Source organism: Pseudotamlana agarivorans (assembly GCF_018860245.1).
GTDB lineage: Bacteria > Bacteroidota > Bacteroidia > Flavobacteriales > Flavobacteriaceae > Pseudotamlana > Pseudotamlana agarivorans_A.
The window spans coordinates 106,739-131,819 of record NZ_JAHKPD010000013.1; the positions used below are offsets into that span (position 1 = coordinate 106,739).

A 25,081-nucleotide genomic window follows, 5' to 3' on the forward strand; every position below is an offset into this window, starting at 1 on the left:
ATTTAATCAGATTTAAGATGAAATTGAGTTTTAAAATAAAAAGAAATTTGATAGGCTTATTTGTTCTAGTTGCCACTTTAGGGTGTGCTAAACAGGAAGAACCAATAGCTATATATGTTTCTGTTGAAGGAAGTGATACTGCAGCCGGTAGTTTATCAAAGCCTTTTGCTACAATTTTAAAAGCTGTTGAAGAAGTACGTGATCTGCGTAAAAAAGGAAACACAAATCCAGCTACGATTTACATACGAGAAGGACGTCATCTGCTTAATGAAACTTTAGTTTTAGGTCTGGAAGATGGAAATGTTGTTCCAGAAAAAAGTAAGGATTTTGAAAAAGTAGGCGCTGGAACATTACCAGATGCCTACTTAACGTTTTCAGCATATGGCGATGAAAAACCAGTGATAAGTTCGGGTATTCCTGTTGAAGGGTGGCAATTAGTTTCAAGCGAATTACAAGATTTAACAGCTGCTGCAAAAGGAAAAGTTTGGGTGGCAGATATCCCCGAAGGTATGGACACCTTTTATACATTATACGACACCAACGAACGTTTAAATCGCGCGCGTTCCGAAGGTTTTGTGCCAACGCAAGAAGGCGACAAACGAACAGTATATTTCCCGGAAGGCAAACTTAAAAACTGGGATAATTTAAAAGATGTAGAATTGCAAGTGCGCCCCAGTCGAGCTTGGGCGATTAATATGTTGCCTCTAGATTCTGTTGATGAAGAAAATAAGATGGCTAAAACAGCCGTTTCAGCGACTTATCAAATTGGGCCATTAGCGCATTGGGTACATACTAAAGATGGAAATTCGGCATGGATAGAAAATACGATAGACGCATTAGACGAACCAGGGGAATGGGTGGTTAACTCTTCAACTCGAAAAATTTATTTATGGCCTAAATATGTCAATGCCAATGGTGCTCCTATAGGTATTCTTGTTCCAACAATTAATGAATTAATTCGTGTGGAAGGCATGATTGATTATGATGGTGCTATCGATAAACCTGTTTATGGTATTGCTTTTAATGGAATAACTTTTTCGCATGCAGATAGACGTGCTTGGACGGATGATGCAGACCAACTCGGTTGGGGTATGCAACACGATTGGGACATGTTTGATAAACCTACAGCTATGCTGCGTTTTAGAGGTGCAGAAAATTGTATTGTAACCAACTGTACTTTTACAAATTCAGGTGGCTCGGGAGTACGTTTCGATTTATATGCCCAACGAAATAGGGTCGAAAATTGTGAGTTCGCACACCTTGGAGAAGCGGGAATATTACTAGCTGGTTACGGTCCGGGAACCAAAGATGTTAACCATCATAATAGTATCGTAAATAATAATATTCATCATTTTAGTGAAATTACTTGGCATTCACCTGGTATTTGGGCTTGGCAAAGTGGGTATAATCATATTACTAATAATTTTCTGCATAATAGTGGTTATGCCGCTGTATTAATAACGAATCGTGTTGAACCAGATAGAAAATTAAATGGCGAAGGCGGAAGAACCATACGCCATCATGAAATTTCTAAAGAAATTATTGCGAATACCAAAGAGGATTACGCCAGTTGGAAAGCACGTGAAAAATACAATCATTCGCGACATAATGTTGTTGAGTATAATGAAATAACACATGCCGTAGAATTGCTTTCTGATGGGAATTGTATTTACGTGTCTGGAGCAGGAACGGGAAATATTGTGCGTTACAATTATTTGCATGATAATTTAGAGCATTCTATGCCAGCTCCAATTCGTTGCGACGACGATCAGCATGAAACCCTAATTTATGGTAATGTATTATATAATAATTATGCGGTTAGTGCTGGAATAGCTTCAAAAGGGGTTAATGATATCATAAACAATTTTATTGTCGCACCTCGAGTGGTTCCAAAATCAGGATATTTAAGTTATGAATGGGTGCCTGTAGCAGGCTCGAAAGTGCATCATAATATTATTGTGTCTCACCCAGATGGAGGTATAGCCAATAATGAAAGACCCCGAAAAGGTCAGATAACGAATTTGCCTAACCTGGAAGATGTCGATATAGATTCGAATTTGTATTTCAATCCGTCAAACCCACATTGGATGGATGCCCATTTTGAAAGAATGCGAGCCATTGGAAAAGAAACCTCTAGCTTATTTGGGAACCCCATGTTTATAGATGCTCAAGGTGGAAACTTTGGTTTTAAACCAGAGAGTCCCGCTTTAAAATTAGGAATAGAACCTTTGGATGTTTCAAAAATGGGGTTGAAGAAGTAAACATAATACTATGAAAAAAGGAGCTATATATTTTATTTTTTCAGTATTACTGCTTTCAACTAGTTTGTTAAGTGCTCAAAAAACAACCTCCCAAAGATCGAATGACACACTTATGGGGTGGTTTAGAGATGCAAAGTTTGGCATGTTTATTCATTTTGGAGCAGAGACTCCCGAACATTTACAACATAGTGACTTAACTAGAACTCAAAAATATGAGGCAGCAGTAAAGGCATTTAATCCTGTAGATTTTGATGCCAATAAGTGGGTGGGCATTGCAAAAAATGCTGGAATGAAATACATCGTTTTTACAACCAAACACCATGATGGGTTTTGTAAATGGGATTCGAAATTAACAGATTGGGATGTTATAGATCAAACGCCTTTTAAGCGTGATATATTGGCAGAACTAGCTGCGGCTTGTAAGGCAGCAGATATAAAACTTGGTTTTTACTATTCTATTGCCGATTGGCATCATCCGGAGTACGACCCGAAATATAGCAACCGTAAGGGGTTTCATTTTTACCCCAATAAAGATGCAGATATCACCAAATATATGGACTACATGTATGGGCAAATAAAGGAATTATGTGAAAATTATCAGCCTAAATTATTTTGGTTTGATGGTTCTAGTGGATTTAGAAACCCAAACCGCAAACGATTATTAGGCCAACAAGAAATGGTGGATTTATTAAATTCTTATGGTGCCATTTCCAACAGTCGATTAGGAGATGACGATGCGTTGAAATATGTGAATTATTTATCGATGGGTGATAATATGGCGCCATCTGGAAACATAGGTGTCGATTTTGAATCGGCTCAAACTATGAATAATTCTTGGCATTATAATCCCACAGATAATCATTGGAAATCGCCCAAGCTTATACTTGAAAAACTTATTGATATCGTTGGTAATGGCGGTAATTATTTGTTAAATGTTGGACCTGATGCTAAAGGTGTTATTCCAGAGGAATCTAAATCGCGACTTGAAATAGTTGGGGAATGGCTACAAAAAAATGGAGAGGCCATTTATGGCACTAAAGCAAGTCCATACCCCTATGAATTTAACTGGGGGTCCATGACCACACGCCAAATGGAAACTAACACCATTCTATACTTAAGTGTTGCAAATTGGCCAAAGGATGGTGACTTCAACTTATTCGGCTTATCTAATAAAGTTTTAAATGTTTCGCTTTTAGATAGCGGGGAACCACTCCTTTTTGGCAGGTATTTTAATGCTGATGCTGGTATAAGTAAACTACAAATTGAAATTCCTAAAAAAGCCCCTAATTCCTATGTTTCTGTGATAAAAATGGTTGTAGAAGGTACTCCCGTAGTGGATCAAGCATTTATACAGCAACAAGATGGAACCGTTATTTTAGATGCTTTTAGAGCTACTATACATGATAAAGTGTTGGTTTCAAATAAGCCACGGCGTCCAATAGGTCACAGGCTTTTTACCGTTCCAAAAAAGGGAGTTGGTGTAATGCCTGCTAGAGGTATGACGGTTGGGTTAAATCAGATGGGCGATGCGTTGCATTGGGATTTTAGAATTATGAATCCTGGTACATATAAAGTAGCGGTGATTTGCAGTATTAAAGACCAAGAACACTGGAATCCTAAAGGTAAAATGAAAGTAACTGTTGCTGGACACTCGGTTGAAAATAAACTTATAGAGGACAAACGTTGGGATAATCAAAGAATGGCTACCGAAATGAAGTGTGTACAATCCATTCTAGGAACAGTAACCATTAATCATGCTGGTATGCATACACTTTCAGCCGAGGTTACTGCTAATTTTACAGAATTAAGTCCGAAGGTAATAAGTATACAATTAATCCCAATGAAAATAGATTGAAGTATTAGTTATGAATGAATGATGCCCTTGTAATAGTAGGGATTGGAAATGAACAAAGTCTTCTTTTTAAAGGAGAAGTCGTGAAAGTTCAACTTTAAAATTAGTAATAATAGGCTATGGGTATTTTAAAAATGGAATCAAAAAATAATGGGTAAGATGCAAAAGATGTTTAGATTTTTGTGCTTTTTAATAGGTTTTACAACCATAATACCGAGCTCCGTTTTAGCCCAAAACAAAGCCCTTAAAAATAGTAAACCTAATGTGATTTTGATTATGACCGACGATCAAGGTTATGGCGATCTTAGCTGTCATGGCAATTCCGTTTTGAAAACACCCAGTTTAGATCGGTTGCATAGTGAATCTATTCGATTTACCAATTTTCATGTAAGTCCGTTTTGTACACCAACACGTGCAGCTTTAATGACGGGGCGTTATCCAGCACGAACTGGAGCATATCGTACGAGTTCTGGAAGAACGATGTTACATACCGATGAGCAGACCATTGCGAACGTGTTTTCTGAGAACGGATACAAAACAGGAATGGTTGGTAAATGGCATCTTGGAGATAATGCACCTCATCGTCCACAAGATAAAGGGTTTCAAGATGTGGTATGGCATCGTAGTGGTGGTGTTGGGCAAGCTTCCGACTATTGGGGGAATGATTATTTTGATGATACTTATGAGCGTAATGGAACATTTGAAACGTTAAAAGGGTATTGTACCGATGTTTGGTTTGACGAAGCGAAACGTTTTATAAATGAAAATAAAACAGACCCCTTTTTTCTTTATTTGGCCACAAACGCACCTCATGGGCCATATTTCGTCGATTCAAAATGGAGCGATCCTTACCAAGGTAAAGCAAGTTGGGCCAATGGGCCAGAATTTTATGGAATGATAGCTAATTTTGATTATAATCTTGGCTTGCTTCGTAACCAGCTTGAAACTATGGGAATTGCCGATAATACGATTCTTATATTTATGTCTGATAATGGAACAGCCAAAGGTGGTAAATTCAAAGGGCTTGATAGTGAGTCCATTCAAGGTTATAATGCTGGGATGCGTGGAAAAAAATCTTCGATTTATGAAGGCGGGCATCGTGTACCTTTTTTCATTTATTGGCCTAAAGGAAAGTTAACGGGTGGCCGGGATATAAATGCTTTAGCAGCTCATATTGATGTCTTACCAACATTAGCAGATTTATGTGGTATATCTGTTCCAGAGACGCATCATCCAGATGGAATTTCTTTTAAAACGGTATTAGAAAACCCAAAATCTAAAGCAAGTCGTAATCACCTTATCGTTCAATTTCAAGGTGGGGCGTATTTTAAAACTGATCCCAAACCATGGGATGATTCTTGTATAATTAAAGACGATTGGCGACTTATAAATGGCAAAGCACTTTACAATATAAAGACCGATTTAGCACAGACAAATGATGTTGCTATAGAAAATCCTAAGATTGTGGCAGAACTACGTAAGTTGTACCCACCCTTTTGGGAGTCTGTTGCGCCTAGGATGACTCCTGTTTCAATTGATATTGGGAATCCAGCAGAAAAGAAAGTGGTGTTATGTTCTCAAGATTGGTATATGTCCAGTGGCAATCCGCCGTGGAATTTTGGTTCTATCAAAAAACTTCCAAAAGTAACGGGACCTTGGATGATAAATGTGAAAAAAGCGGGAAAATATCGTCTTACACTTAGGCAGTTTCCGGAGGAAGCTGATAAGGTCGTAAAAGCAGTTCGAGCAAAAATTGAAATTGCTGGTTTAGAAAGAGAATCAAAAGTGGAATTTGGAAGTAAGGGTGTTGTTTTTGAAATCGAACTTCCAAAGGGGAAAACTCAGCTCACAACTTATCTTTATAATGAAAAAGAAGAAGTTGGTGGCGCCTATTTTACTGAAGTTGAAGAAATTTAATGTGTATAATTTAAGTTATGAAAAAACCACTTAAAAAAGTTTTTAACCCGATTAATTTAGTGGTTCACTAAAGTATAATAATAGAAAAAAAACATAAATAAGACGTTTTAAGAGTCAGAACATGAATAAAATCATATCAAAATATATCCATTTAAAATCAATATTAGGAATAATAGTGTTTTCGTTTTGTACCACTTTTTTTGGACAAAATAAAGAAGCGCCATTAACCAAATTACTCGATGCTACAGTTTTTGAAACACCAAAACTGTATTGGAAACCCGAACTAGACCAAGGCAATATCAAAGCGCTTTTTTACGAAACCCTCGATTATAAAGGGAAACCCACTAGAGCCTTTGCCTATATGGGGATTCCTGAAAGTGAGACACCTGTACCAGCTATGGTTTTGGTACATGGTGGCGGCGGACGCGCGTTTTACGAATGGGTAAAAATTTGGAATGATAGAGGCTATGCAGCCATAGCGATGAGTTTAGAAGGGCATGTACATGACGATAAAGGCGCAGGTAAATTTGTGCATGAATTTAGTGGCCCGCAACGTGTAGGACGTTTTGATGATATAGAACTACCGTTAAAGGAACAATGGATGTATCATGCCGTTTCCGATATTTTATTAGGACATTCTTTATTAGCAGCACAGCCAGAGGTTGATGCCAGTCGCATTGGTATAACAGGAATCTCTTGGGGCGGAATTTTAAGCAGCTTGGTATCTGGAGTTGATAACCGATTACAATGCGCCATACCGGTTTACGGTGCGGGGTTTCTATATGAGTCAAAAGGACATTTTGGAGATGAAGGCGATAATAGTTCGGAAGTTATTGAAAAGAAAAAATTCTGGGATCCTGCGCGTCAATTTTCTAAAGCTAAGGTACCAACACTTTGGGTAAATGGTGATAGCGATGCTCATTTTTCATTAAATATTACATCACATTCCTTTGATGTTACCAAAGACCACGCGTTTATGAGTATTCATCACGGTATGAAGCATGGACATCCTCCGGGGTGGAGACCCAATGAAGTTCCAGAGATTTATGCCTTTGCAGATTATATTTTAAAAGGAAAATCACCAGGTTTAGGCCGTATCACAAAACAACCTTCAGAAGGAAAAAGTGTGGTGAAATATGCTTCCGAAGTACCTGTTTTGAAAGCCACTTTGTATTATCAAAAAGAGCCATTAACCTATACAAAATTAGAAGGTGAAAAGCATCCGCATTCAGGCACTTGGTTTTCTAAACCATTAAAATTACATGCAAAAGATAAATCGGTAGTGGTAGAACTTCCAAAAGACTGTAAAACCTATTATGTGAATTTGGAGGATGAGCGTGGATTTATTATTTCAACACAACTTATAGAATTATAACATTTCACAGGATATGAAAAACCTTAGAAAAGCTAGTTTAATATTATGCATACTTTCAATATGGAGTCCATTATGCTTGGCACAAGTAAATCAACAACCGCCCAATATTGTGTTGATTAATGCCGACGATCTTGGGTACGGAGATTTAAGTTGTTATGGAGCAACAAAACTTCAAACACCAAACATCGATAAATTAGCTAAAGAAGGAAGAATGTTTACAGATGCGCATTCGGCTTCTGCTGTTTGTACCCCATCGCGATATGCTTTACTAACAGGAGAGTACCCTATTCGACACGGGGATTTAAACAATCCTGTTTTTCTTAAAAACAAACTCGTAATTGATACCAAAAAGGAAACATTGGCCTCCTTGCTAAAAAAAGCAGGTTATACAACAGCCTGTGTTGGAAAATGGCACCTTGGTTTTGGAACAACAGAGCCCGTAGATTGGAATAAACCATTAGCTCCCGGTCCCAACGAACTTGGTTTTGATTATTACTACGGTGTTCCAGTGGTAAATAGCCATCCTCCTTTTGTATATGTTGAAAATCATAATGTGGTTGGACTAACAGGAGACGACCCATTTGTATATGGAGAAAAAGCCAAAACAAAAGACGTTTTTGAAAAAATGAATTTGGATCATATTGGTGGAGCAGATGAGGCGCATGCCCTATATGTTGATGATCAGGTTGGAACCCATTTAAAAGAGAAAGCAATGGCTTGGATGAAGGAGCAAAAAGACAATCCTTTCTTTCTGTATTTTGCTACAACAAACATTCACCATCCGTTTACGCCAGCACCACAATTTATAGGAACTAGTGAAAGTGGCTTGTATGGCGATTTTGTTCATGAGCTAGACTGGATTGTTGGTGAGGTTATGAACACCTTGAAAGAAATGGATGAAGCCGATAATACATTGGTAATATTTACAAGTGATAATGGCGGCATGTTTAATGCTACTGGTCAAAAAGCTTGGAAAGATGGACACAAATTAAATGGTGATTTATTAGGTTTTAAGTTTGATGCTTGGGAAGGTGGTCATCGTATTCCTTTTATAGCGCATTGGCCCAATAAAATTGATGGTGGTGAGGTGTCTAATCAATTGATCTGTAATGTAGATATGTTAGCAACTTTCGCAGCACTTACAAAACAGGAATTGGAGCAAGGACAAGGACAGGATAGTAAAAATATATTGAAAGCCATTACTGGTGAAACCAATAAACAGATAAGAGACGAAGTGCTTTTAGCACCTAAAAGAAAATCTCATTTGGCAATTCGTAAAGGAAACTGGTTATATATCGGTGCTCAAGGAGGTGGAGGTTTTGCTTCTAAAAAACAGGGCACACATGCTTTTGGTGGACCAGCGGCCATATCATTCGCCAAAGAAGTCAATAGTGATATTGAAAATGGTAAAATAAAAGCAGATGCACCACCTGCACAGCTTTATAATTTGGAAACGGATTTAAATCAAACAACAAATCTATATAACCGACATCCTGAAAAAGTAAAAGAGATGAAAATGCTATTAAAAATGTATCAAGCAGAAAAGTAAAAGAATCAAAGGTGTATTAACGAGTTCTTAATACGCACTAAAAAATAAAATATATAGAAATGAAATCATTTAATCCATTACAAAGCGCATTACTGTTTTTGTTTGTGACGTGTTCTGTTATAAGTCAAAATAAGTCTCTTGAAAACTCAAAACCAAATATTATTTTTTTGATGACCGATGATCAACGTTGGGATAATTTTGGGTGTTATGGAAGGCCAGAGTTTAAAACTGCAAATATAGACCGATTGGCAGACGAAGGCGTTGTTTTTGATAGAGTATTTTATCCTGTTGCCATTTGTATGCCTAGTAGAGCAACCATGATGTCTGGTCGTTATTTGTCTAATCATAAAGTAGGCTTTTCCTATCCAAACAATCTTACTTTTTCAAAAACAGATTTTGAAGCTACTTATCCAGCTCAATTAAAACAATCAGGATATCGTACAGGGTTTGTAGGTAAATTTGGTTTTGCTGTTACCGATACAGCCTACCATGCCAAGGGTGGGGTTTCTAATTATGATTTACAAGAACACCTAGGGAAATACTTCGATTATTTTGCAGGTAAAGGTGTACATTTTAGAGGCGCCTTTAAAGCATGGCCCGAAGATGCAAGATTAAATGAGATTTATGATGAAAACAGACCCCTTAACGAAAGAACCCTAAAAACTGGAGATGCGATGTTACATTTCTTAGATACGCAACCTAAGGATAAACCATTTTGTTTGTCTGTTAGTTTTTATGCGGTAAAGAATGATAAAGATATCGATATGTATCCACCTCATGTCAAGGTGTTTGAAAATAAAAACTTTAGTGTTCCAGAAAATTGGGTGGAAGGGAAAAATACCAAACTACCAGAATTACTGGACCATTGGAGAGGTGTACCACTACATATGAAGCGCACATCGACGCCCGAATTATATCAAAAATTAGTAAGAAGATTTGCAACTCAAGGCTATACCGTAGACCAGCAGGTCGGCCGATTGATTGAGAAACTGGAAGATATGGGGATTCTCGATAATACCATAATTATTTATACAAGTGATAATGGTCGTTTTCATGGTTCACAAGGCCTATATGATAAGGCCATTCTTTATGAAGAATCTATAAAAGCCCCATTAATTGTTTTTGATGGTCGCAAAACAAAAGAAAAAAGGGGATATCGAGAAGATGCCTTCATATCATCAGTAGATATAGCGCCTACCATATTGTCTTTTGCAGGAATAGAAACACCAGGAAAGATGCAAGGCAAAAGTTTTACAGACATATTAGATCAAACTCAAAACAGAAAACAATGGCAAAAATCGGTGTATTCAGAGAGTCTTTTTATAAGCGATTTACATTCTAAAAGAAAATATCCAGATTTTGAAATCGCAAATCAAGAGATTATTAAGGCCAACAAATCTTATAGATCTAGAGGGGTTAGGGATGAAAAGTATAAATACCTTATTTATTATGAACATCAACCAGTTATAGAAGAATTATATGATTTAGACAATGATCCTCATGAGATGAATAATGTAGTAAGTGATAAAAAGTATGCTAAAGTATTAAAGAGGCTAAGGATAGAAACTGAAAAAAAACACAAAGAAATTCAATAATAATAATAATAATAATAATAAGGTTTTTGCCTTAAAGGCAGGATCCTAAATAAAATTGAGGCTAACAATTGAATTATGCAAAGGTGTAATTCGTATTTAAAGAAGCTAAAGCAGAATTAACTAAAAAAATATAAAATTATATAGAGCATGAAAAAATATATATTGACATCTTTTTACCTCTTAATAGTAGGTTTTTTATCGACATGCTATTGGTTTTTTAAACTTTTAAATTTCAACGTAATAGATAAGTTAGTAGAGGTTAAATCACTAAATATTTGTAAAACGAACTTGATAAACTTTGAGGATAAAAGCGACTTTATTCTTTCAAAACACCTTATAGAATTATGAAACTTTTAAAGATTGGCATAGTGTTTTTATATTTAATATTTGATATGTCTGGGTTTGCTCAGCAACCAAATATTATTTTTTTGATGACCGATGATCAACGTTGGGATAATTTTGGATGTTACGGAAGGCCAGAGTTTAAAACTGCAAATATAGACCGATTGGCAGACGAAGGTGTTGTTTTTGATCGAGCATTTTATCCTGTTGCCATTTGCATGCCTAGTAGAGTTACAATGATGTCTGGCCGTTATTTATCTAATCATAAAGTTGGTTTTACTCACCCATACAACCTTACCTTCTCAAAAACAGATTTTGAAGATACCTATCCAGCTCAATTAAAACAATCAGGATATCGTACAGGGTTTGTAGGTAAATTTGGTTTTGCTGTTACCGATACGGCGTACCATACAAAGGGAGGGGTTTCCGGTTATGATTTACAAGAACACCTAGGGAAATACTTCGATTATTTTGCAGGAAATGGTGTTCATTTTAGTGGCGCCTTTAAAGCTTGGCCTGAGGATGCAAGATTAAAGGAAATTTATGATGAAAACAGACCCCTTAATGAAAGAACGCTAAAAACAGGTGATGCGATGTTACATTTTTTAGATACGCAGCCTAAGGATAAACCATTTTGCTTATCTGTTAGTTTTTATGCAGTAAAAAATGATAAAGATAAAGATATGTATCCTCCTCATGTCAAGGAGTTTGAGAATAAGAATTTTAGTGTTCCAGAAAATTGGGTGGAAGGGAAAAATACCAAACTACCAGAATTACTTGACCATTGGAGAGGGGTGACACTACATATGAAGCGCACATCGACACCAGAATTATATCAAAAATTAGTAAGAAGATTTGCAACTCAAGGCTATACCGTAGACCAGCAGGTCGGCCGATTGATTGAGAAACTGGAAGATATGGGCATTCTTGATAATACCATAATTATTTATACAAGTGATAACGGTCGTTTTCATGGTTCGCAAGGACTTTATGATAAGGCCATTCTTTATGAAGAATCTATAAAAGCCCCATTAATAATTTTTGATGGTCGTAAAACAAAAGAAAAAAGGGGATATCGAGAAGATGCCTTCATATCATCAGTAGATATAGCGCCTACCATATTGTCTTTTGCAGGAATAGAAACACCAGGAAAGATGCAAGGCAAAAGTTTTACAGACATATTAGATCAAACTCAAAACAGAAAACAATGGCAAAAATCGGTGTATTCAGAGAGTCTATTTATTAATATTTTACATAAAAAAAGGAAAAATGAAGATATTGAATCCGTAAATCAAGAACTCATTAATGCCAATGAGTCATATAGATCTAGAGGAGTTAGGAATGAAAAGTTTAAATACATCATTTATTATGAGCATACCCCTGTAATTGAAGAATTATATGATTTAGACAATGATCCTCATGAGATGAATAATGTAGTAAGTGATAAAAAGTATGCTAAAGTATTAAAGAGGCTAAGGATAGAAACTGAAAAAAAACACAAAGAAATTCAATAATAATAATAGGGGATTTGCCTTAAAGGGAGGATCCTAAATAAAATTGAGGCTAACAATTGAATTATGCAAAGGTGTAATTCGTATTTAAAGAAGCTAAAGCAGAATTAACTAAAAAAATATAAAATTATATAGAACATGAAAAAATATATATTGACATCTTTTTACCTCTTAATAGTAGGTTTTTTATCGACAGCCTATGCCATGGATATCTACGTCAGTCCCAGGGGTTCCGATTCTAATACCGGCACTAAAAACAAACCTTTAGCGACTTTTGAAGCCGCACAACAAAAAGCACGAAAGTTTGCCGGGAAGGAAGCAGTAACGATTTATTTTTCCGATGGTGTATATTATCTACCACAAACCGTGGTATTTACTCCAAAGGATTCAGGATCAGAAAAGTATCCAATTATTTATCGCGCGCAAAATGAGGGTGGTGCTATTTTAAGCGGTGGTCTAATACTAGACTTGACATGGAAACCTTATAAAGATGGAATCTTCCAAGCCAAAACACCTAAAGGGGTACAAATTGATCAAGTATTTATTGATGGGTTAAATCAACGTATGGCACGTTACCCTAATTATGATGCTAGCAAAAAAACGGCTGCCTATCAAGGCTATGCTGCTGATGCGTTTTCTAAGGAACGCGCTGCAGGATGGAAGAATCCGAAAGGTGGTTATATTCATGCCATGCACGCTAAAGAATGGGGAGGTTATCATTATATCATTACTGGAAAAAATGCCGAAGGCGAAGTGACTTACGAAGGCGGCTGGCAAAACAACCGGCAAATGGGAATGCATGCCGATTACCGCATGGTTGAAAATATCTTTGAAGAGTTAGATGCTTCAGGAGAGTGGTTTCATAATGAAGAAACACAAACCTTATATTACAAACCTACGGCAAGCGTAAATATAGACAAGGCACTTGTTGAGGTGGTTCGTTTAAAGCAATTGATAGATTTTCAGGGGAGTCTTAAAAAACCTGTAAAAAACGTAACCTTACAAGGTTTCGTTTTTAAACATGCAGCACGAACGTTTATGGAAACTAAAGAACCGATGCTGCGTTCCGATTGGGCCATTTTTAGAGGTGGTGCAGTCATGCTTACTGGAACGGAAGGCATTCAGATTTTAGATAGTGAATTTGATCAGCTTGGAGGAAATGCCATTTTTGTAAATAATTATAATCGCGATGCCTTAATTAAGGGAAATTACATTCACCATACTGGTGCTAGTGGGGTTTGTTTTGTGGGTGATCCAAATGCTTTACGCAATCCCTTATTTGAATATGGCGAAAAGAATGACGTTTCAGAAATTGATAAAACACCAGGACCAAAAACGGAAAATTACCCAGCACGAAGTACGGTTGAAGATTGTTTGATTCACAATGTGGGAACTGTAGAACGTCAGCCAGCCGGTGTTCAAATAGAAATGGCTATGGAAATAACCGTAAGAGATTGTTCGATTTACGACTGTGCGCGTTCTGGTATTAATGTTGGTGATGGGGCTTTTGGCGGACATTTAATTGAGCGTTGCGATGTGTTTAATACGGTATTGGAAACGCACGATCACGGTTCATTTAATTCTTGGGGTCGTGACCGTTACTGGCGACTTAAAGGCTTTGATATCGCAAAATATCCTGAATTACCTTTTGCCGATGCAATAAAAACAACCATTATTAGAAACAGCCGTTGGCGTTGTGATCATGGTTGGGATATCGATTTGGACGATGGGTCTACCAATTACGACATTTATAATAACTTGATGTTATCTGGTGGTTTAAAACTTCGTGAAGGGTATAGAAGACGTGCTTGGAATAACATTACAGTAAACAATACCTTTCATCCGCATGTGTGGTATGAAAACAGTCAAGATGAAGTGTTTTCAAATATATTCATGTTTGTGTATCAAGGTGTAAAAGTGCCAACCGCACAAAACCCCGGAAAGCGCGTGGATAGTAACCTTATTTTTAATTCAGAATTAACTCAAAAATTTGGATGGGATGAAAATTCTATTGTTGCCGATCCTTTATTCATCGATCCTGCTAATGGCGATTTTAGAGTAAAAGCAGGTTCGCCAGCATTCGATATTGGTTTTAAAAACTTTCCAATGGATCAATTTGGTGTAAAAAAACCAGCATTAAAAGCGATAGCTAAAACCCCAATAATTCCAGCCTTAGGTGTTTCAGAACAACTTAAAAATAAACGAGCTGCAAAAAAAGGCGCAAACCTTACTTGGTTAGGAGCTTCTGTTAGCGGATTATCTGGTATGGAATTTTCTGCTTATGGCGTTTCTAAAGAAGACGGTGGTGTTGCCTTAATAAAAGTACCAAAAAAATCGAAAGCAGCAAAAATAGGTTTACTTGAAGGTGATTTGATTTTAGCGGTTAATGAGGTGAAAACAGCTAACCTGAATCAGTTTTTTAGACTCATGAAGAAAACAAAAGCTTCAGAAATTATCCTAAAAGTGGTAAGAGAGCAGCAAGATATAGTAATAAAAGCATCTCTATAAAGATGTCTATAAAATCCAACCTTAAAAATTAAACCTTTTATGAAATCTAATGTCTTAGTCGTAGCACTATTATTTTCTGTTTTGTCAGTTTTTAATATAGACGCACAAACCTTTAACAAACAAACCGATTTTCTATTAGCAAATTTTGATCTAAAACCAGATGAAGATGATGTGATGGCGGCGGCTGCTTTCGCGAGTATGTTAGCGCATCCGGATTTTGATAAGTTGAACTATTATGTTGTGGCTGGAGCTTATGGTGATCAAGATCATCTTTTTATTACTTCAGCAGTTCCTAAATATTTTAATGTGTTGTTTGGTGCAGAAAATAGGCGCTGGACTAATGCGCATGAACATTGGAACGAATCGGTTAGACGCGTTAAAAACAAAGTGATACCCATTTTAAAATCGGGAGGAAACGTGTTCGTTCAAGAAGCAGGGCAATCCAATATCACTTACGATGTTTTACAAGCTGTGTTAGCTGAAGGTATTACTCCAACGACAATTAAAAAACAGGTAATTATTGTGCAACACAGCCGCTATAATGAAAAGAATACCACTCCAGAGGAATTGGAATGGTTGAAAGACAACACGGTGTATAAAAAGATTGATGATGGTAATACGAGTGATAATAAAACACCGGGCTACCGTACCAAAGATAACAAATGGTTGGATTTAGCTAAATCTGATAATAACCCAAATGTAGCGACTCGAAAAATTTGGACCGCGGCAGATAAAGTTTGTGATGAATGGGTTGGGGATTGGACCAATAAATGGATTGCAGTAGGGGGCATCGATTTTTCCGATTGTGTTGAAAATTGGTACATTTTCAATTTAGGAAAGGAAGCGAATGATATCGAATCCTTTTGGAATAAATATGTTATAAACGAATAAAAACAAACTGGTTAAACTAACTTTCAATGAAAATAAAAATTCTTTTTACGCTATTAGTTTTTATTACAATTCCTGAGTTTGATGCTCAAAACCGACGATCGAATCCTATTGTGAGTCATATGTTTACTGCCGATCCTTCTGCCCATGTTTGGGACGATGGCCGTTTGTATGTGTACCCTTCAGCAGATCATACACCTCCCCAAGGTTATAAAAACATGGATGGTTATCATGTGTTTTCTACAGATGATATGATTACTTGGAAAGATCATGGTGAAATTTTACATTCAAGACAAGTAGAATGGGGGCGAAAAGAAGGCGGCTTTATGTGGGCTCCAGATTGTGCCTATAAAAACGGAACCTACTATTATTATTTCCCGCATAGATCGGGAGCAGGAAGAGATACCTGGAAAATTGGGGTGGCGACAAGCAAAAGTCCGGCATCCAATTTTAAAGTACACGACTATATAAAAGGCATAAAATCTTTAATCGATCCGTGTGTTTTTACTGACGATGACGGACAATCCTATTTGTTTATTGGTGGCGAAGGAGACCCTACGGGATATAAGCTGAAAGATAATATGATGGAGGTTGAAGGAGAACCGCACCCAATTAAAGGTCTAGATGGTTTTAGAGAAGGCTTGTGGATGTTTAAGCGACAAGGGAAATATTATATTATTTATCCAGACGATTTTCCAAAAAGAAATAAAATGCGTTATGCTGTAAGTGACCATATTTATGGTCCGTTTGAATGTAAAGGCGTGTTCGTGGGAAGTACAGATGTTATTACCATGCATGGTTCTGTAGTGGAATATAAAGGGCAATGGTATGTGTTTTATCATAACGGGAATTTATCTGGTGGTATAGCTACTAACCGTTCTGTTTGTTTTGATCCAATTTATTTTAATGAAGATGGTACCATTCAAATGGTTAAACAAACCTTAGGCGTAGCATTACCAACATTTCATCAAGATAAAAACTTCAATGAAATGTTCGGAAGTTTAGGTTTAGGCGAATATTCAACAGCCGATTTAAAGAAACATAAAATCATGGATAATGCCATTTCATCCATTCAAGTGCCTTCAGGTTATACTGTGGAAGTTTTTGAAAAAGACCATTTTAAAGGGAAGTCATGGAAGTTTGAAGAAGATAGAATCCATTTAGAAGCACTTGGATGTAACGATGCCATTTCATCTCTTAAGATTTATAAAAATACAGAAGAGAATTTAGTTAAAAATGGTTCTTTTGAATTGGCTACACAGGGCGAACTCAAGTTTTGGCCAACAAGAGCAAATAACCCTTATGCCTGGTTTCAAGATAATTCAGCAAAAGGGTACTATGCCTTAAAATATACGGGGTCGAAACAACCCAAAGCATTGGTTCAGAAAGTAGATTTAAAACCTAATACAACGTACCTGTTAAGTGTCCTTTTGAAAATTGAAAAAGGCAGTGTTGGGCATGTTGTTTTTAATCCTAACGGTGCTACAGATAGTTGCAACTTTAAGCTAGATGCTAATTCTAAACATGATAAATGGCAGCGGTTTGAGTGTGAATTCAATAGTGAAGGGCTAAAAAGTTTAGAGTTACGTTGTTTAACGTCTTCAGATTTCAATGGTACTTGCTATTGGGATGATGTGGTATTGAAGGAGAAGTAATTCGTAGGGAATTAGAGTAACATGAAGTTGAGTTGATTAATCTTAAAATGGTAAATATTAAAAAAATCTTATGGTTTGTAGTGGTATACTATGTGTTTCAGACGAACCTGTATGCACAGCTTATACCTATTGAAACTTATGAAAACGCATTGGTTTTTAAGGTTTCAGAAAATAAAAAAGTATATCAAATACATTATGGCTCTCGCCTTGAACATAGGCAAGGTTTAGAGCACATGAAAGTAGTTTTTAATGAAGCTTATCCTAGTTTTGGTAACGGCGCATCAGACGAAGTAGCTTTATTGGCAACACATGCCGATGGCACCATGGCGACCGATTTGTATTATGTTGATCATGTACAAAAAACGGCGGGAAATCTCCAGCAGACTGTTATTCATCTAAAGGATGATAAGAAGGCGTTTTTTGTCGATTTACACTTCAACGCTTATGCAAAAGAAAATGTAATCGAACAATGGACAACGATTCATCATAACGAATCGCAGGCTGTAACTTTATCACAATTTGCATCATCGGCAATTGGCTTTAAAGCAACCAACTATTACTTGTCACAGTTCTACGGCAGTCATTCTAAAGAGATGCAGTTTAACGAATCAAAGCTAACAAACGGCATAAAAACCATTGAAACCAAACGCGGCGTTCGTACGACAGAATATGAAAATCCGTCGTTTATGCTAGCTCTTGGTAGTCAAGCTGAAGAAAATTCAGGAGAAGTGATTGCTGGTGCCTTGGCTTGGACTGGTAATTTTCGTTTGTCCTTTCAAGTGGATGATCAAGCACGTTGCCAAATGATTGGTGGTATAAATCCCTTTGCTTCAGCATACACGTTAAATCCAGGAGTATCTTTTGAAACCCCTCGCATGATTTTAACTTATAGCGATGAAGGGAAAAATAGAGCATCCATAAATTTACACCGTTGGGCTAAGACCTATAACCTTAGAGCCGGCGATGAATTAAGGCCTATTGTTTTAAACAGTTGGGAAGGCGCGTATTTCGATTTCGATGCTAAGAAACTTAAAGCCATGATGGATGGTGCGGCAGAAATGGGGGTTGAGGTTTTTGTTTTAGACGATGGCTGGTTTGGAAATAAATACCCAAGAAATAATGCGAAATCTGGTCTAGGCGATTGGCAGGTTAATACCAAAAAGTTGCCAAAAGGACTAGATGATCTTATTGATTACACAGTTTCTAAGGGCATGAAATTCGGACTTTGGGTAGAACCTGAAATGGTTAATCCTAAAAGTGAATTGGCAGAAGAGCATCCAGAATGGATTATACAACGCAAAAATGAACGTGGAAACCTATTGGAGCGAAATCAATTATTGCTCGATCTTTCTAATCCCGAAGTTCAGGAATTTGTGTTTAAAACGGTAGACGGTATTTTAAAAGCGCACCCCAAAATAGCATACGTGAAATGGGATGCCAATAGGCATTTACAAAATTTTGGGTCAACTTACTTAAATAAAAAAAATCAATCCCATCTTTTTATCGATTATGCAAAAGGATTGGAGCGTGTTTTAAAACGTTTAGAGGAAAAATATACCAAAACTATCTTTCAGGCTTGTGCTTCGGGTGGTGGCCGTGTAGATTTTGGGTCGATGAAATACACGCACGAGTTTTGGGCCAGCGATGATACCGATCCCTATGAGCGCTTGTTCATTCAATGGGGAACCAATCATATTTATCCGCCCATAGCTACGGCGGCTCATGTTACAAAATCACCTAATCATCAAACAAAAAGAGAAACCTCACTAAAGTTTAGATTTGATGTGGCCATGAGTGGTCGTTTGGGCATTGAATTACGTCCTGATGATTTAGAGCCCGATGAAGTAGAGTTTGCAAAAAAGGCGGTTGCTTTGTATAAAGATATTAGACCCATAGTTCAATTTGGAGATTTATATCGCTTACTGTCTCCTTATGACGATGATGGTTATGCGGCATTAAATTATGTGTCACAAAATAAAAAAGAAGCCTTGTTAATGGTTTATAGTCACGAACATCATCGCCGAAATGAAAGAAATGTCGTGAAAATGCATGGGCTAAACCCAAAGACGATTTACCGAGTTAAAGAAGTGAATTTAGAAGGTAAAAAATCACACATCACTTTTAATAATCAATTGGTGTCTGGAGCGGTACTTATGGATGTAGGCATTTGGGTGAATTTAAGAAGACCTCTTGAGAGTGCTGTTTTTAAGTTAACGGAAGAAAAATAAAATTAAAATATGAATAAATTACACGCTATGGTCGTTGGGCTTGTGGTTATGGGTATGGTACCTGTGATGGCTCAAAACACGGAAAGTAAACCTAATATTCTATTCATCTTGGCAGATGATTTGGGATATACCGATTTAAGTGTTTCTGGAAGTACCTATTATGAAACGCCAAATATCGATCGTATTGCTCAAGAAGGTATGGTATTTACCAATGGCTATGCAACTAGTCGTGTTTGTAGCCCATCTCGTGCAAGTATCTTAACAGGTAAATTTACACCAAGACACGATATCACTGTTCATATTGGTTCTCCTTCTGGGGAAGCCTGGCGTAAGCGGAATCGTTTTAGTAAAATGCTTCCTGCGGAATACACACATCAATTACCTGCAAAATTTATTACGATGCCTGAAGCTTTAAAAGCAGCAGGATATAAGACGTTTTTTGCAGGAAAGTGGCATTTAGGAGACAAGGGGTCTTGGCCAGAAGATCATGGGTTTGAGATTAATAAAGGCGGGTGGACTAAAGGAGGTCCTGCAGGTGGTTACTTCGCTCCTTATAGGAATCCAATGTTAGAAGATGGTAAAGATGGCGATAATTTATCATTACGTTTGGCAAGAGAAACGGTGCATTTTATGAAAGAAAATGATCCTAAAAAAACAGGGAAACCATTTTTAGCTTACTTGTCCTTTTATGCTGTGCATTCTCCCATCCAGACCACACATGAAAAATGGCAAAAGTATCGCGATAAAGCGATTGCTCAAGGTGTTGCCGATAAAGGGTATGCTATGGGTAAGTATATGCCTATTCGCCAGGAGCAAGATAATCCAGTTTATGCTGGGTTGGTTGAGCAAATGGACGATGCCGTAGGCGAGGTTCTTAATGCGTTAGAAGCCTTAGGATTAGATGAAAATACGGTGGTCGTATTTACTTCCGATAACGGAGGGGTGGCCGCTGGTGATAATTTTTCAACAAGTAATAAACCGCTACGAGCAGGTAAAGGATATCAGTTTGAAGGCGGAATTAGAGAACCATATTTTATTAAAGTACCAGGACTTTCTAAACCCGGAAATAAAATAGACGAACCTGTTACTGGAGCCGATTTCTACCCGACATTTCTAGATTTAGCTGGGGCAGAGCAGTTACCAAACGAACATAACGATGGGGTAAGCTTAGTTCCATTATTTATAGGAAAGACCATTAAAGCGCGTCCGCTTATATGGCATTTTCCGCATTATGGAAACCAGGGAGGCGAGCCGTCATCAATCATTAGAAAAGGAGATTGGAAGTTGATTCATTATTATGAAGATGGTAGAAAAGAACTGTACAATTTAACAGAAGATATTAGCGAAACAACCAATTTAGCAGCAAAATATCCTGAAAAAGTAGCGCAATTACACAAGGAACTTTTTGCGTATTTAACAGAAGTAGGCGCTAAATACCCGAAGCCAGATCCAAATTATTCTGAAGCGAAAGAAACGGATCTATTGCAAAAAACAGCAAATAAAAAAATGCCGGCTTTAGAAAAACAAAGAATGGAAATGCTATCAAAAGACTTTCAGCCTAATGCCAGTTGGTGGGGGAGTATGACGACTAAAGATTAAAATTTATATAAAAAAAAGTGCTATGCGACTATCAATTTTAGCTGTTTTGCTCGTCGTTTTTATGACGGCTTGTAAAAAAGAAACAAACGAGGTGGAAACAAAAATCAGTCAAAAGGATAATTTTTGGGTGGTTTTAAATTCCGAAAAGGCTCAAAAAACAGAAGGCGAATGGACTTGGGAGTTTCAACTTGACCGACCAGGAGATTATAATATTCAAATCTTCCGAAAAGGAAAACAAGACACAGCTTTGGGTGAGGTTTCGGTTGAAAGTGCCGGTATGACCTTAAAGGAAAATCCAGAAACGATTTTTGTTATAGGGGAAACAGGAAAGGAAGAAACCATATCTCAATTTGCAAAAACTATAAAGTTAAATGAAGCTGGATTACAGACCTTGACATTGAGGTCTGAGACCCCAATCGATAAAGTACGTATCACGCCGCAATACAGTAAGAATTTAGGTTTCGGTACCGATAAATATTACGACGCGTGGTTAAAAATGCACAATGCACCAGAAAAACAACAAGCACTAGAATGGTTTAAGCAGGCTAAATTTGGAATGTTTATTCACTGGGGATTATATTCCCAAGCCGGAGGTATATGGAAAGGTAAGCGTATGGAAGAGGCTCCAGCTATTGGGCCAAAAGTTTCAGAATGGCTCATGTATAAATTTGAAATTCCAAGAAATGAATATGCCGAGTTGGCTAAAACCTTTAACCCGGATAAAACCTTTGCTCAAAATATCGCAAAATTAGCTAAAGATTCCGGAATGAAATATGTGGTGATTACTTCTAAACACCACGATGGATTTGCGTTGTTCGATTCAAAAGTTTCAGAATTTGACATGGTTGATGCCACACCTTATAAAGCCGATGTGGTAAAGGAATTGTACGATGCCTGTCTAGCAGAGGGCTTAGCCTTTGGTGTGTATTATTCCCACGGAAATGATTGGTACGATGGTGCCGATGGCAATTTTAAAAACGTAAAAAAGGTAAACGACTCCTTAGGGATTTTATCACACCCCAATGGAAAAAATTTATGGGATCCAAGTCCGAATACTCATGCTGAATATATAGCACAAAAGGCTTTGCCTCAGGTGCGCGAACTGTTAGAAGCGCTTCCTGAGTTACGACTTATTTGGTTTGATGGCGATGGTTACATCACCGAAGATCAAGCTTTTGAATTCTACAAAACAGTTTATAATAGCAATCCGAAAGTTTTAGTAAATCGTAGAGTAGGTTTCGATTTTGGCGATTATCTGGATGCCGGAGATAATAAAATTCCTTCAGCTTCTGAAAAAATGACGAAATACTTTGAAACTTGTGGTACCACCAATAACTCGTGGGCGTATAAATCGTACGACGACGACTGGAAAAGCACCAAAGAGTTGTTGTATTATCTCGTTGATATTGCTTCAAAAGGTGGCAACTTCCTATTAAATATTGGACCCGATGGTGAAGGTCATGTACCAGAACAAAGTGCCCAAGGTTTACTTGAAATAGGCGATTGGTTAAAAACGAATGGTGAAGCTATTTATGGTACGACACGTTGGACTACTACTCGTGAAGGAAATGAAGATGCCTTATTGGGAGGTACAGAACATCGTGCCAAAAAAGGATTTTCACAAACGTTTTCAGCACACGATTTTTGGTTCACCGCTAAAGAGAATAAAGTGTATGCCATTGCTTTTGTAAACCCAGAAACTACTGTAGTAATAAAATCGTTGAAACTGGAAAACGGCAAAGTGGCGTCTGTACGATTGTTAGGAGATTCGTCTGAGATACCATGGAAACAAAGCGTAGATGGTTTAGAATTAGATTTAACACATGCTAAGGTTGGAACCAATGGTTATGTTCTAGAGATCATCATGAAGAATAAAAAATAAACGAAAAACCAATTAATTATAAAAAAATGAAGTCTTTAATTTAATCAAACAACATAAAGTATTATTTATAACAACCCCTCATTTATTAACAACTTAAACTAATTAATCCAATGAACTTAAAAACACCCTCAGTTCTTATTATAGCATTTATAGTAGGATTTTTAGCAAATCTGCATGCCCAACCTGGTTATGCCGGTGAATGGAAAAAAACGCGGCTTTACGGACATACTTACGCTCCAGGCGGATTTACCCAAGAACAATATCAGTGGATTGTAGATCATCATGAGATTTTTTGCTTTGAAAAAACACATCTTCGTTCGGTTTATGGCAACCCTTCACATGAAGTGTCCAGTATCGACGAAGCTGCTTATTTAAAGACGCTTAATCCGCGAATTAAACCTATAACAATTTATAGCATCAATACTGCCTATCCGCTATGGAATGAGTCCACTGCAAAGGTTCTTGAAGATCACCCAGAATGGGCCACAACAGATGACGGGTCAAAATATAAATGGGATTTATCAATTGAAGACCGAAATGACTGGTATGTAGAAACTATGAATAATCTTGTAAACAATAGTGAACTGGAAGGAATTTTTATCGATGGTGTAGAGGGCGCTTACAGTACGCATGGCAATGAAATTAAAAGTATGATGTCACGAATGGATGGATTGTCATTAATGAATGGATTTAACCCTAAAAATGCTACGACATGGAAAACGGGTCCAGATTTTCTTGAACATAGTGCAGGTGTTTTTGTTGATAGCTGGTTTAGACGAGAATTGGATACTAAGGAAGGCGCAGTAACCATGATAGATGCTTGTATTAATATCCCAGAAGAAAAAGTGTTGATTCTTTTTTCTGGAAACAATAATGATGGCATTTGGGGAACCGACCATACTTTTAGTCATGCTGCCTACCTGATTGTCGCCAATGAAAACACCTATTATCGTTGGACAGGTGATGGACTTTGGGCTCCCGATGGTATGATGGAATATCATGAGGATTTTGATAAAGAAATGGGAGAACCCCTAGGCGATGCAGTAAAGAGTGGCTATGTATACAAGCGGGTATTCAAATATTGTACGGTCACCTTGGATGTTGAAAATGCTACTTCAAACATTGAATGGGGGCAAAACAATGAGGAGCAACCAAAACCAAATTATGAAAACGTTGCTTTAAACGGAACGGCTACACAATCTACAACAGATTATAATGGAGATGCTTCTTTGGCTATAGATAACAATAACAATGGTGTTTATAACGATGGTTCTGTGAGTCATACTTCGGCAGAAGATGATGCTTGGTGGGAGGTAACGCTTGCCGATGCGTTTGCTATTGGCGAAATAACCATATACAATCGTACAGATAGCCGTATGGATAGATTAGAAGACTTCACGGTACAGGTGCTAGACAGTAATGGTTTGGTAGTTTTTGAGCATAGAATTACTTCTTATCCTAACCCGTCTACCACTGTAAATGCAGGAGATGTCATTGGTAAGCAGGTGCGCATTTTACAAAACTCAGCAGCTACACCACTTTCTTTAGCAGAAGTTATCGTTAATGGTTACAGCGATTCTACTTTATCATCAGGGGATATCGTATTTAATGATTCAAGTACGTGGATTAATATTTATCCAAACCCGGTTGAAGATCTCGTAAATATTAAATTAGGAAATACAGCGTCTGTGTCGTATCAAATCTTTACCACAACAGGTAAAATATTGCGTTCTGGAATTATTAATAACGGTAATGCTGCGATTGATTTAAGTGACCTAGCACCGGGCTTCTACCTTATTAAGGTTTCGGGAGAGTCGATATCACAAGTAAAAAAAATAATTGTTAATTAAAACGCATGGCTACCATCTTTAGGATGACCATGAAAAAAAAACGGGTATTAAGGAACAAAATTTAATAGG

General features: G+C 37.3%; 14 protein-coding genes. All 14 read left to right on the forward strand.

The window, feature by feature from the left end; genetic code table 11:
* Positions 1-17 precede the first annotated feature (17 nt).
* The 14 genes from KO493_RS09255 to KO493_RS09320 all read left to right on the forward strand — a co-directional run bounded on the left by KO493_RS09255 (position 18) and on the right by KO493_RS09320 (position 25,012).
* Positions 18-2,261 (forward strand): right-handed parallel beta-helix repeat-containing protein, encoded by a 2,244-nt coding sequence (locus tag KO493_RS09255; protein WP_216067674.1) that lies wholly within the window; start codon positions 18-20, stop codon positions 2,259-2,261.
* A gap of 10 nt (positions 2,262-2,271) precedes the next feature.
* A complete protein-coding gene (locus KO493_RS09260) occupies positions 2,272-4,116 on the forward strand; it encodes an alpha-L-fucosidase (RefSeq protein WP_216067675.1) in 1,845 nt (614 codons plus the stop codon).
* A gap of 165 nt (positions 4,117-4,281) precedes the next feature.
* On the forward strand, positions 4,282-6,030 hold the full coding sequence (locus tag KO493_RS09265) for an arylsulfatase (RefSeq protein WP_216067676.1): 1,749 nt from the start codon (positions 4,282-4,284) through the stop codon (positions 6,028-6,030).
* 121 nt (positions 6,031-6,151) lie between these two features.
* A complete protein-coding gene (locus KO493_RS09270) occupies positions 6,152-7,405 on the forward strand; it encodes an alpha/beta hydrolase family protein (RefSeq protein WP_216067677.1) in 1,254 nt (417 codons plus the stop codon).
* 13 nt (positions 7,406-7,418) lie between these two features.
* Complete coding sequence (locus KO493_RS09275) at positions 7,419-8,954, forward strand: sulfatase family protein (RefSeq protein ID WP_216067678.1); 1,536 nt, start codon at positions 7,419-7,421, stop codon at positions 8,952-8,954.
* 59 nt (positions 8,955-9,013) lie between these two features.
* Positions 9,014-10,549 (forward strand): sulfatase-like hydrolase/transferase, encoded by a 1,536-nt coding sequence (locus tag KO493_RS09280; protein ID WP_216067679.1) that lies wholly within the window; start codon positions 9,014-9,016, stop codon positions 10,547-10,549.
* Positions 10,550-10,893: 344 nt separating this feature from the next.
* Positions 10,894-12,405 (forward strand): sulfatase-like hydrolase/transferase, encoded by a 1,512-nt coding sequence (locus tag KO493_RS09285; RefSeq protein ID WP_216067680.1) that lies wholly within the window; start codon positions 10,894-10,896, stop codon positions 12,403-12,405.
* Positions 12,406-12,540: 135 nt separating this feature from the next.
* Positions 12,541-14,910 (forward strand): right-handed parallel beta-helix repeat-containing protein, encoded by a 2,370-nt coding sequence (locus KO493_RS09290; RefSeq protein WP_216067681.1) that lies wholly within the window; start codon positions 12,541-12,543, stop codon positions 14,908-14,910.
* Positions 14,911-14,949: 39 nt separating this feature from the next.
* Positions 14,950-15,801 carry a hypothetical protein gene (locus KO493_RS09295; RefSeq protein WP_216067682.1) on the forward strand — a complete coding sequence of 284 codons (852 nt, stop codon included), beginning with the start codon at positions 14,950-14,952 and terminating at the stop codon, positions 15,799-15,801.
* A 26-nt stretch (positions 15,802-15,827) separates the two neighbouring features.
* On the forward strand, positions 15,828-17,453 hold the full coding sequence (locus KO493_RS09300) for a family 43 glycosylhydrolase (protein WP_216067683.1): 1,626 nt from the start codon (positions 15,828-15,830) through the stop codon (positions 17,451-17,453).
* A 47-nt stretch (positions 17,454-17,500) separates the two neighbouring features.
* A complete protein-coding gene (locus KO493_RS09305; protein WP_216067684.1) occupies positions 17,501-19,681 on the forward strand; it encodes an alpha-galactosidase in 2,181 nt (726 codons plus the stop codon).
* 9 nt (positions 19,682-19,690) lie between these two features.
* Positions 19,691-21,280: a sulfatase gene (locus KO493_RS09310; RefSeq protein ID WP_252723201.1), complete on the forward strand. Its 1,590-nt coding sequence runs from the start codon at positions 19,691-19,693 to the stop codon at positions 21,278-21,280.
* Between the two features lie 22 nt (positions 21,281-21,302).
* Positions 21,303-23,162 (forward strand): alpha-L-fucosidase, encoded by a 1,860-nt coding sequence (locus KO493_RS09315; protein WP_216067685.1) that lies wholly within the window; start codon positions 21,303-21,305, stop codon positions 23,160-23,162.
* 110 nt (positions 23,163-23,272) lie between these two features.
* A complete protein-coding gene (locus KO493_RS09320; RefSeq protein ID WP_216067686.1) occupies positions 23,273-25,012 on the forward strand; it encodes a T9SS type A sorting domain-containing protein in 1,740 nt (579 codons plus the stop codon).
* Positions 25,013-25,081: the final 69 nt, after the last annotated feature.